15 protein-coding genes are annotated in these 10,190 nt (G+C 65.1%); 6 read left to right on the top strand and 9 right to left on the bottom strand.

Annotation, left to right across the window (positions count from 1 at the left end; all coding sequences use genetic code 11):
• Positions 1-95 precede the first annotated feature (95 nt).
• From ACSBQT_RS12230 to pyrE, 4 genes are all read right to left on the bottom strand, one after another.
• Positions 96-725: a TrmH family RNA methyltransferase gene (locus ACSBQT_RS12230; protein WP_435001865.1), complete on the bottom strand. Its 630-nt coding sequence runs from the start codon at positions 723-725 to the stop codon at positions 96-98.
• Positions 722-2,323, bottom strand: coding sequence for an ABC transporter permease (locus ACSBQT_RS12225; RefSeq protein ID WP_435001864.1), 1,602 nt, complete (start codon positions 2,321-2,323; stop codon positions 722-724). Before ACSBQT_RS12225 ends, ACSBQT_RS12230 begins: the two co-directional genes overlap by 4 nt.
• On the bottom strand, positions 2,323-3,204 hold the full coding sequence (locus tag ACSBQT_RS12220; RefSeq protein WP_410709008.1) for an ABC transporter ATP-binding protein: 882 nt from the start codon (positions 3,202-3,204) through the stop codon (positions 2,323-2,325). The genes ACSBQT_RS12225 and ACSBQT_RS12220 overlap by 1 nt, the downstream gene beginning before the upstream one ends.
• A 180-nt stretch (positions 3,205-3,384) precedes the next feature.
• On the bottom strand, positions 3,385-3,951 hold the full coding sequence (pyrE, locus tag ACSBQT_RS12215; protein ID WP_410709009.1) for an orotate phosphoribosyltransferase: 567 nt from the start codon (positions 3,949-3,951) through the stop codon (positions 3,385-3,387).
• A 240-nt stretch (positions 3,952-4,191) separates the two neighbouring features.
• On the opposite strand from pyrE, the gene ACSBQT_RS12210 reads away from it, so the two are divergent.
• Positions 4,192-4,464, top strand: coding sequence for a GlsB/YeaQ/YmgE family stress response membrane protein (locus tag ACSBQT_RS12210; RefSeq protein ID WP_410709010.1), 273 nt, complete (start codon positions 4,192-4,194; stop codon positions 4,462-4,464).
• 184 nt (positions 4,465-4,648) lie between these two features.
• Here the strand turns inward: ACSBQT_RS12210 and ACSBQT_RS12205 are convergent, their stop codons facing one another.
• Genes ACSBQT_RS12205 through ACSBQT_RS12195 form a run of 3 tightly spaced genes read right to left on the bottom strand, consistent with a single transcriptional unit; the run spans position 4,649 to position 6,061 of the window.
• Positions 4,649-5,035, bottom strand: a complete 387-nt coding sequence (locus tag ACSBQT_RS12205) for a hypothetical protein (RefSeq protein ID WP_410709011.1) — start codon at positions 5,033-5,035, stop codon at positions 4,649-4,651.
• Positions 5,028-5,501 carry a hypothetical protein gene (locus ACSBQT_RS12200; RefSeq protein ID WP_410709012.1) on the bottom strand — a complete coding sequence of 158 codons (474 nt, stop codon included), beginning with the start codon at positions 5,499-5,501 and terminating at the stop codon, positions 5,028-5,030. Before ACSBQT_RS12200 ends, ACSBQT_RS12205 begins: the two co-directional genes overlap by 8 nt.
• Positions 5,498-6,061 (bottom strand): RNA polymerase sigma factor, encoded by a 564-nt coding sequence (locus ACSBQT_RS12195; RefSeq protein WP_410709013.1) that lies wholly within the window; start codon positions 6,059-6,061, stop codon positions 5,498-5,500. Before ACSBQT_RS12195 ends, ACSBQT_RS12200 begins: the two co-directional genes overlap by 4 nt.
• 184 nt (positions 6,062-6,245) lie before the next feature.
• Between ACSBQT_RS12195 and ACSBQT_RS12190 the strand changes: the two genes are divergently transcribed.
• The 5 genes from ACSBQT_RS12190 to ACSBQT_RS12170 are packed head-to-tail and all read left to right on the top strand — an operon-like array spanning position 6,246 to position 8,495.
• The gene (locus tag ACSBQT_RS12190; RefSeq protein WP_410709014.1) at positions 6,246-6,716 is read left to right on the top strand and encodes an Asp23/Gls24 family envelope stress response protein; all 471 of its coding nucleotides are present in this window, start codon (positions 6,246-6,248) and stop codon (positions 6,714-6,716) included.
• A gap of 37 nt (positions 6,717-6,753) precedes the next feature.
• The gene (locus ACSBQT_RS12185) at positions 6,754-6,936 is read left to right on the top strand and encodes a hypothetical protein (protein ID WP_062862592.1); all 183 of its coding nucleotides are present in this window, start codon (positions 6,754-6,756) and stop codon (positions 6,934-6,936) included.
• Positions 6,937-6,940: 4 nt separating this feature from the next.
• On the top strand, positions 6,941-7,330 hold the full coding sequence (locus tag ACSBQT_RS12180) for an Asp23/Gls24 family envelope stress response protein (protein ID WP_410709015.1): 390 nt from the start codon (positions 6,941-6,943) through the stop codon (positions 7,328-7,330).
• On the top strand, positions 7,327-7,902 hold the full coding sequence (locus ACSBQT_RS12175) for a DUF6286 domain-containing protein (RefSeq protein ID WP_435001863.1): 576 nt from the start codon (positions 7,327-7,329) through the stop codon (positions 7,900-7,902). The genes ACSBQT_RS12180 and ACSBQT_RS12175 overlap by 4 nt, the downstream gene beginning before the upstream one ends.
• Positions 7,899-8,495: an alkaline shock response membrane anchor protein AmaP gene (locus ACSBQT_RS12170; protein ID WP_410709017.1), complete on the top strand. Its 597-nt coding sequence runs from the start codon at positions 7,899-7,901 to the stop codon at positions 8,493-8,495. Before ACSBQT_RS12175 ends, ACSBQT_RS12170 begins: the two co-directional genes overlap by 4 nt.
• A 71-nt stretch (positions 8,496-8,566) precedes the next feature.
• Here ACSBQT_RS12170 and ACSBQT_RS12165 read toward each other — a convergent pair whose 3' ends face one another.
• Together ACSBQT_RS12165 and ACSBQT_RS12160 are read right to left on the bottom strand one after the other, a co-directional pair.
• Positions 8,567-9,235, bottom strand: a complete 669-nt coding sequence (locus ACSBQT_RS12165) for a transposase (protein WP_435001862.1) — start codon at positions 9,233-9,235, stop codon at positions 8,567-8,569.
• A gap of 371 nt (positions 9,236-9,606) precedes the next feature.
• A complete protein-coding gene (locus ACSBQT_RS12160; RefSeq protein WP_435001861.1) occupies positions 9,607-9,999 on the bottom strand; it encodes a hypothetical protein in 393 nt (130 codons plus the stop codon).
• Positions 10,000-10,190: the final 191 nt, after the last annotated feature.

Below are 10,190 nucleotides of genomic sequence, written 5' to 3'. Positions count from 1 at the left end.
ATCATCGTCGTGCCGCCTCGGCGCTTCGTCGTCTCTGTATGCCGGTCAGCAACCTCCGTGACGGCGACTCGGTCCACCGCACTCCGGCAGCGAGCTCAGCTCACGGGCTGGTCGTAGACGTGTCGGCGGATCCAGGAGTGCATGGTGATCGCGGCGGCGGCTGCGGCGTTCATCGACCGCGTCGACCCGTACTGCGCGATCGAGAGCACGTCCCGGCTCGCCTGATGCGCTTCCTCGCTCAGCCCCGGCCCTTCCTGCCCGAACAGCAGCAGGCAGCGCCGAGGCAGGTCGTAGGTCTCCAGCGGCACGGAGTCCGGGAAGTTGTCGATGCCCAGCAGCGGCACGTCGTTTTCGGCGCACCAGCTGAGCAGGTCGTCCACACTCGGGTGGTGGATGACGTGCTGGTACTTGTCGGTGACCATCGCTCCGCGACGGTTCCAGCGGCGTTTGCCGACGATGTGCACGGCTGCGGCGTTGAAGGCATTGGCGGTGCGCACGACCGAACCGATGTTGAGATCGTGCTGCCAGTTCTCGACTCCGACGTGGAAGTCGTGCCGCGAATCATCGAGATCGGCCACGATCGCATCGTGCTTCCAATACCGATACTTGTCGACGACATTGCGCCGATCACCCTCAGCCAGCAGCTCCGGATCGAAGTGCTCACCCACAGGCCGGGGGCCGGTCCACGGACCGACCCCCACCTGCGGTTCAGCGCTTTCCGTCACTTGTCGTCGCGGGAATCATCCGCCGACTTCGCGTCCTCTTCGTCTTCTCCGCCGGACTTCACGTCCGAATCGGCGTCCTCCGCATCATCGGCGCTCGAGTCCGACTTCGCAGATCCCTTCGCCGAGGTGGTAGCACCGACCTTCTGCGCGCGCTTGCTCATCTTCACGGTCTTACCGCCGCGTCCGCCTCCGGACAGCACCGAGCGCACGTACGCACCCGAGGCCAGAGCGTGGAGGATGACAGCGAGGACCAGAGCGATGCCGGCGGCGACGAGGCCCTCCCACCACTCGGCCTGACCGGCGAAGGAGCGGCCGGCGATGCCCAGCGGTGAGGTGAACGGCGTCCACGACAGTACCTTCGCGACGGCGCCCGAGGGTCCGATGAGGACCGGAGCGAAGAAGCCCGCCACGGTGAAGACGCCGATGATCGTGAGGAAGGTGGCGCGAGCCTTGGAGCCGACGACGGTCGAAGCCCAGACGAGCAGCGCGAACACCGACCAGGCGGTGAGCAGCAGGGTCAGCGCGAACCAGCCGAGGCCCGGCAGCATGGCGAAAGCCAGAGACGTCTTGCCCGACAGCGAGAGTCCGAGCTCGGTGATGACGGCTGCTGCCACGAGGTGGACGACCACCAGGGTCAGCATGCCCGTGATCCGACCGGAGGCCGAGGCGCGCGGCGGAATCGTGGCTGCGATGATCTCGGTGATCCGGTTGCGCTTCTCCAAGCGCAGGTTCTGATACAGCGCAGTGCCCAGAGTGGCGACGACGAGCAGCGACAGCGCGACCATCCCCCACAGCAGCGGGGTGGCCACGGCACCGTCGACGGCCGGGGTCTCGAGCAGCGTCGCCTCGGTCTTCGGAGCGAGCTTCTCGAGCAGGGCATCGGGCTGCTTGTCGAGGGCGATGATCGTCGGCTGTCCCTGACCGCTCGGGTCCTGGATGAATGCGGCGTCGACCTTGCCCTCACGCACGAGCTTCTCAGCCGCCGGCGCATCCTTGGCATCGGTGATCTTCACACCCAGCTGCTGTTCGTACATCGCCGCCTGCTCGCCGACTCCGACCATCGCCATGGTCGGGGTGCCCGAGTCCTTCTGCACGTCGGCGACGATTCCGGAGATGATGGCGGCCAGCACGCCGAGGATAATCACGGCGGCGGTGACCAGGAAGTACGGGCTGCGCATGGCCGTGGTGGACTCACGGTTCGACACGAGCCACGCGGCCTGGCGGTTGCCGACGTCGACGAATTCCGAGACCAGCCCGGTCTCCGGCAGTTCGTCAGGGTCGGGGGTGTCCTCGGCGAGTTCGAAGGGAACGTCGTCGAGGCCGTCGGTGGCGCCGGATTCGTCCGATTCCTTCGCGGCTGGATCCTTCGCGGCTGGATCCTTCGTGTCGGTGTCCTTCTTCGCCGAGGCGGCCGACCCCTTGGTCGCACCGGCTACGGTCGCCTCGTCGTCCGAGTCGACCTCCTCGGCGGTGGTCTCGTCTTCGATCACATCGTCGTCGACGGGCACACCGAGGTCGTCGATGCCTTCGCCGGCCGTGCCCTTGGACACGAGCGGTTCCGGGGACTCGTCATTCGCACCATTGTCTTTGCGCGCCATTACAGAGCCTCCTTGTACTGCTCGGCCAGTGTCGGGCGGACACTTTCGAAGTTCTTCACATTCTTCAGCTCGGCCACGGCAGCCGCGGCTGACTTCGCATCATTCGCGCGGAAGCTCACCGCAGAGCCCTCGCGTCCGGCGGTCTTCACATCGCTGATTCCCGTTCGGGATTTCAGCGCCGAGGCGGCCGCCTCGGTGTCCGTCGACTCGACGCGGTAGTGCGGGTCACCGAGCAGCTTCTCGACGCTGCCCGTGGCGGTCACCTTGCCCTGGTTCAGGATGATGACATCATCGGCGAACGTCTGTGCGGCCTCCCAGTCGTCGGTGGCCAGGATGACAGGCACGCCCGAGGATGCGTGGGCCCGCAGCAGGGACGTGACCAGGCGCAGCGAGGCGGCGTCGAGGCCGGCGAAGGCATCGTCGATGACGACGACGTCCGGGTCGGCGGCCAGGGTCGCGGCGATGTCGACGCGGGCGATCTCGGCGCCGGAGAGGTTCTTCAACGGTGCGTAGCCGCGGTCGGCGAGCTCGAGATGGCCGAGCAGGGTCAGCGCATTCCGTTCGGCCGCGCCCAGGGTGATCCCGTGCAGGCGGGCGAGGTAGACGATCTGGTCGAGCACGCGCATGTTCGGGTATCCGCCGCGTTCCGCGGGCAGATAGCCGAAGTTCTGCCGGTCGCCGAAGTCGAGTTCGAAGTCCTCGAGTTCGATGGTGCCCTCATCAGCGGCGATGAGGCCCATAATGATGCGCACCAGTTCGGTGCGGCCCGCCGAGCGGGTTCCCACGATTGCGGTGATCCGGCCCGCCTCGGCGGTGAAACTCACCTCGTCCAGATATGTCCGCTTCCCTGTGCGGAGGGAAACCTCTTTCAGTGTGAGCACGCGTCATCCTTTACATCAAACAGTTCTTGGGGAGTGTCTCATCTATCGTGTTGAAATAAGAGACTTGTTTCAAACCACGTCCTCGATTTCGACAGAATTGCCAGTCGAGTCCCAGGTCGTGATCGGTGAGCCGAGTTCGCCGAGGCGGCACGGTTTCGCCCCGCCTCGCCGAGGCGGGTCTCAGTCGAGGCCGAGGTCCGCGGTCGTCAGCGCGGTCAGGTACGGAATTCCCGTCGCTTCGACCCGTTCCTTGGCGCCGGTGTCGCGGTCCATGACCACGGCCACGGCGACCACCTCGGCGCCGGCTTCCTTGAGCGCTTCGACGGCGGTGAGCACGGAACCTCCCGTGGTCGACGTGTCCTCGACGGCGACGACTCGCTTGCCGGCGACGTCGGGGCCTTCGACGCGACGGGACATTCCGTGCTTCTTCGCCTCTTTGCGCACGACGAAGGAGTCGAGCGGGGTGCCCCGCACCACAGACCGGTGCATGACGGCGGTGCCGACCGGGTCGGCGCCCATCGTCAGGCCGCCGACGGCGTCGACCTTGTCGAGCAGATCATGAGCCTCGAGGAGGTCGAGGACGACATCGCCGACGAGCGGTGCCGAGCGGTGGTCGAGGGTGACCCGACGCAGATCGAGGTAGTAGTCGGCCTCCTTGCCGGAGGAGAGGGTCACCCTGCCGCGCACCACGGCGAGTTCGTCGATGAGGTCGAGCAGTTGTCGGCGAGTGTCAGTGCTGTCGGTCATGAACTCCAGTCTACTGGGCGGGTTTCGGGCGACCGTTCAGCGCCGTCTCAGCGACGGCGGGGGATGCGGACGTGACAGACGGCACAGATCTGGAGCGTGAGGATTTCATCGCGCCTGCGTCTGTACCGATGCTATAAAGAATCAACACACCTTTAGACTATCGACTACAGTGGGTTGTAGAGTGTCAACAACACCGCGCAACCCAGCCGGTCAAGTGCCTTCAGGAAGGACGTGAGCAACATGGGTTTCATCGCATATCTCATCCTCGGACTCATCGCCGGAGCCATCGCTAAGGCGATCCTGCCCGGCAAACAGGGCGGCGGCTTCTTCGCCACGCTCATCCTCGGCGTCGTCGGAGCCATGCTGGGCGGTTGGCTCGGCGGCATGATCTTCGGCGTCCAGATGGATAAGTTCTTCTCACTGTCGTCCTGGCTGTGCGCGATCGGCGGCTCGCTGATCGTGCTCATCGTCTGGGGTCTCATCACCGGACGCTCGAAGAGCAAGGCCGACTGAGCAGGAACAGCCTCAGGACAGCCGCAAGCTGCCCGGCGGTGCCCCACTGCGGCCCAACACAGCCGCAGACGGCCCGCCGGCAACAGCCCAGAAAAAGGTGGAGAGCCCAGTTTCTAACTTGGGCTGTCCACCTTTTTCTGTGCCGTTCGCGTCTTGAGTGCCGCTCGCAACCCGCCGCGAGAGCTCAGCGGCTGCGGCTGACGATGTGCACGTCGATGTCGATCTCCCCGATGGGTCCGTCGACCGCAGCCTGCAGGTCGACGGCGATGACGGCGAAGAGCTCATCGACGATCTCGGTCACGGGCCGACTGTCGTCGAGGTGCGCGTCGATCCGGACGCTGAGGTCCTCACCGGATCTCCAGACCTCGACGCGCAGCGGTTCGGATCCGGTCCGGCGCATCACTCGCGCGGCCGCGTTGGCGATCATGTCCCGCAGACCCGGCGCCAGGCCGGTGACGCCGTCGACTCCGGTGACGGATTCGGTCAGGCGTGCCGAGACCGCCTCCTCGTCGAATCCACGTGAGGTCTCGGTTCCGATTCTCGGCTTCTCGGTCCTCGGCTTCTCAGTCATCGGCGGCCTCCTCGTCGACGAATACGTCCTCGACAGTGACGTCGATCCGCAGCGCGGGGATCCCCAGCTGCGCGGTCAGGGCACCGGCGACGCTGCGGCGGACATCCTCGGCGGCGGAGACGAAAGCCGTGCCCGCGCTCATCGTCACGGTCAGCGCCACCTCGACGGCGCTGCCCTCCGGCTCGCCCGCAGGGGTCGGATTCACGCTGCGGGCGCGGATCCCGGGCACGGAGTCGACGGCCTCGCGGATGATTCCGCGCACCTCCGCCGTCGAGATCCGGAAGGGATTGCCGCGTTCGGTCGTCAGCTTCGTGGCCGGTGCCAGCGCCGCGTCCTCGCGCACGATCTGGAGGATGCGTTCGCGCAGGCCGACGGATTCGGCGGGGTCGGGTTCGAAGGCCCCCATGTATTCGTCGATGATGCCGCGCAGGTGAGCGTCCGTGGCGTTGACGGACTCGTCGCTCATACCCATCCTTCCATGCCCTCAGCGATGGCGGTTCGGGCGCGGTGGATGCGTCCGCGCACACTGCCTTCGCTGATTCCCAAGGTCTCGGCGACCTCGGCGTAGCTGAGACCTTCCATCTGGTGGAGCACCCACGTTACACGCTGCTCCGAGGACAGGGTCTGCAGAATCGCGGAGAAGTGCTCGAGCGCCGTGCGTGCCTCGACGGACCGTTCGACCGAAGCGGTGCCGTCGACGTGATGGCCCAGATCCTCGGGGTCCGATGCATCCGAGGGCCGGGATGTGCGTCGGCGCAGCACATCGGTGCAGCGATTCGAGGCCATCCGATAGATCCACGTGCCGAAGGCCGCGGGTTCCGACAGCGCATCGAGCGATCGCCACGCCTTGACGAGCGTGTCCTGAACGACATCCTCGGCATCCTGCCGATCCCCGAGCGCACGCCAGGCGAAACGCAGCAGCTTCCGCTCGTATTCGTCGACGAGGGCCTCGAACGAGGCGATGTCACCCTCGCGAGCGCGCACGACCAGGGTGACGATGTCGAAACGATCATCTCCCCTTGTCATATCCCCATCGTAGGCCACGGGTGCCGCGGAACCGGCCGGCCGCCTCGGCGAAAATTCCGCTCCGGCGAAAAATTTCTGCGAACACCGCGTGAGGATTTCATCGAGGCCGCGTCTGTACCTGTGTAAGCATCCTTCAGCCGAAGGACTTGCGAACCGCATGCACCTCCAACGAAAAGGAAGAACGATGCCGGAACCAAAGCAGTCCGATTCGAACCAGAAGGCCCAGACCACCCAGAACGATGACGTGCGCAGCCCGCTCGTCACCGACATGGGCACCACCACCATCGCCGAGAACGTCGTCGCCAAGCTCACCGGAATCGCCGCCCGCGAGGTCCCCGGCGTCTACGGAATGGGCAATGCCGCACGCCGCGCCTTCGACACCCTCACCGACCGCATCCCCGGCTCGCAGACCAACGTCTCCGGCGGAGTGTCCGTGGAGAAGGGTGAGAAGCAGACCGCCATCGACCTCACCATCGTCGTCGAATACGGCACCTCCATCGTCGACGTCGCCGAGGCGATCCGCCGCAACGTCGTCCGCGCCGTCGAACAGGGCACCGGACTCCAGGTCGTCGAGGTCAACATCGACGTCACCGACGTCCACCTGCCCGAGGACGACGAAGAGGCTCCGGCCAAGGATTCGCCGGAACTCAACTGACCCTCATCCGCAGCACCACCTCGGCAGAAGGAATGCCATGTCGAAAACTCTCATCGGACTCCTCGTCGGCCTGACGCTGGGAATCGTCGCCTACTTCGGCGGTTTCCTCGCGTTCCTCGTCGTCGCCATCTGCGGCGGGCTCGGCCTGGTCGTCGGCCTCGTCCTCGACGGACGTCTCGACTTGTCCGCGCTGAGCTCACGCTCGACCACGCGGAGGTAGCACCGTGGCCCCGATACTCGACGACGCTCCAGCTCGCCGAGGCGGCCTGACCATCGCGGACAAGGTCGTGGAGCGCACCGCCGGGCAGGTGCTCAAAGACCTGCCCGGCGTCGGCGGCACGAGCTCGGGTCTCTTCGGAATCGGAGCGAGTTCCAGCCTGGACACGCGCCCGTCCGTGGATGTCACCCTGTCCGGACGCAGCTGTACGCTCGCCGTCCAGCTGGGTCTGGCCTACCCCACCCCCATCGCCGAGGCGACCGAACACGTCCGCTCCACCCTGAGTCACGAAGTCGAACGCCTCACCGGTGTCACCGTCCGCCAGGTCGACATCAGCGTGCGGTGGCTCGCCCTGGAATCCTCCGGTGCGAATCGAGGAAGGAATCGCCTGCAATGAGCACCCGCCTGCTGCGCAAGGGGCCCTCCCGCATCGGCCCCGCCGTGGTCGTCGCTCTCATCCTGCTGTTCCTCGCCGTGGGACTCGGCTGGGCCGGCATCGCCGCATTCGTGAGCAACGGATCCGTCGCAGCCGCACTGATCGAAGCGCCGGGTTCCGGCATCGCCGAGGCGGCCGGGAACCTGCATTGGAATTCCGCGGTCGTCATCGCGGTCGGTGCCATCCTGGCTCTGCTCGGACTCATCGCCTTCATCCTCGGCGTCTCCCCCGGAGCGCGCCGGATCTTCGGCGTGAGAGCCGCTGGGTCAGAAAACATCGGTGATTTCGAGGTCGCCCTGCCCACCTCGGCGCTGTCGCAGATCGCGGCCGCAGCCGCCGATGGGGTCGACGGCGTCAGCGGGGTCAAGGCCTCGTCGAACGCGAAGTCGACGATCGTGACGTTCTCGACGCCTATCCGCGACGTTGAGCCGATCCGCGCCGAGGTCGAAGCCGCCGTCAAGGACCGCTTCGCCTCGATCTCATTCGACCGCACCCCCACGGTGAAGGTCCAGGCCAGAAGGAGTCAGTCATGAGACGCACGGCCGCCGCTGCCAACCGCACGGGACTGATCATCCTCGGCCTCATCGCTCTGCTCGCCGGACTGGCAGTGCTCGCCATCGGGTTCGGTCTCGCCGCCCCGATCGCCCCTGCCCTGGAGGCGGGAGCGGATCTCGGTCCGGTCGCCTCGGTGCTGGCGCTGCCCTATTCGGCGCTCATCGCCGTGGTCGTGGCTCTCATCCTCGCGATCATCGGGCTCCGCTGGCTGAGCGTGCAGGTCCCGCGGAAGGACTTCGCGAAGCCCTTCCGGATGCAGGCCGATGCCCGCACGGGTCTGACCACGGTGAATGCGGAGGTCATCGCCGAGGCGGTCGCCGCCGACCTCGAATCCACCGACGGAGTCTCCGACGCCACGGTGATTCTGCGCGGCACCGCGCGGAGTCCGGAGCTGCTCATCCACGTCGACGCAGATGAACGCGCCGACATCGATGCGATCATCGCCGAAGTCGCCGAGCGCGCCGCCGGCAATGCCGCAACGGCACTCGGGTCCCCGCTGAGCGCGGTGGCCCTGGAGATCGGCATCGCCCGCACCCGCTCGCGCCGCCAGCGCAGCGTCAGCATCCAGTAGCCCCGCCGAACTAGGTCACTATCGGATAATTTCGCGCGCAGAACGCGGGGTGTCAAGCTGTTTGGAGTCACTCACGCTGCTTCAGCAGTGATTTCTTGGACTTCAACTAATACTGGTTCGTAATTGATACCGACCACACCGGCCGGCCTCGGCACCTGGGGTGGCGCATGGAAACGCTCGGGATGCCTAGCGTAATACTCATTATTCGCCTTCACCCGGGCGTTCCACGCCTCCTCCCACGACCCGTCATGGACCTGATTCGGGGTGAACAACCCGATCCCTGAATGCCGGTGCTCCGTGTTGTACCAGACGACATAGGCATCGATGTGGGCTCTAGCTGCCTCAAGTGATTCAAACGTCTTCGGATAGTCCGGGCGATACTTCATCGTCCGAAACTCCGATTCCGAATACGGGTTGTCATTCGACACATACGGTCGGTTATGCGATAACTCCACCCCGTAGGCCTCGAGTGCGTTCTTCAACGCATTCGACTTCATCGCCGCTCCCGAATCGGCATGCACAAACTCAGGCACACCGTGCTCGGCGATCGCGGCCTCAAACATCTCAACAGCCAAATCATCGACTTCGCGGGACTCGACCCGGTAACCGACGATCTTGCGGGAGAAGATATCGATGATCGAGTACGCCTTGTACGTCACCCGACTCCAGACCGACTTCACATCCGTGATGTCCCAACTCCACACCTGCCCCGGCCGGGTAGCCACCAGCACAGGTGCCACTCGGGGCGTCCTCGTCTCACCCCGGGACGGGATCCGGGGCCGCTGCGACTGATCCACAATCGCTTCAGCAATACGCCACCACGTGCGCCTGGATGCCACCATCACACCCTCGTCCCACGCTCGTGCAAACGACGCATCCACTGACCGACCCTGCAGCCAACCGGCCTGGATCCACTCCTCGATGCTCTGCCGGTCGGCAGCACCGATCCGCGTCGAGTAGTCTCGCTGCTTCTGCTCGATCGGGTCAGTTAGTCGGGGCCGAGGGTTGACCCGGTAGTGCCACACTGATCGGGCCAGGCCGACCAGCGCCAATGCTTTCCGCTGTGAGGACAGAACGTCAGCCAGTTCGATGACCAGGGAGTTCTCGATGGTCAGGAATTGCTCGGCTTCGGCGTCGTCGGGGTTACGTCGGGCTCTTGTGCGTTCCGATCGTGCAAGAGCCCGATAGCTTTTCCCAAGGCTTCGTTCGCTGCCTCGAGTTGAGCATTGCGTTCTTCGAGTTCGGCGATACGTTTGGCTTGGTTTTCTTCGATTGATGATTGCATCAGTTGCCTCGGGTTGTAGGGAACTTTGCCTGCCCGTGACCGTGGGATCAGGCCACGGTCGAGGTCACCGTTGAATGTCGCTAGTCGCCATTTCCTGAATTGGTGAAGGCTGAACTCTTGCTCCGCTAACCACAGGGATTTATACCCGTGTGGGATCTTCCCGTGTTGGTAGACGAAGTTTCGGATCTCTTCGACAGTGTATCCAGGGGTGATGGCCATGATGCTCCGGTTCCTCTCTTATCCGGGGTGGCTCACAACCAGCCTGACACAGAGGGGAAGTATCCGATGGTGACCTGGATTTGGGTTCGGATGTCCGATAGTGACCTGAAGTCAGGCAGGTTTTCGCGAAATACTGCTGTGAATGACAAGAACCCCGGGGCGCGTAATCGCGACATCCCGGGGTCCTCGCA

Origin of the sequence: Brevibacterium sp. H602 (genome assembly GCF_051172395.1) — a bacterium.
Taxonomy (GTDB): domain Bacteria; phylum Actinomycetota; class Actinomycetes; order Actinomycetales; family Brevibacteriaceae; genus Brevibacterium.
The sequence above is the reverse complement of the archived record's forward strand: the minus strand, read 5'-3'. Positions and strand labels throughout refer to the sequence as shown.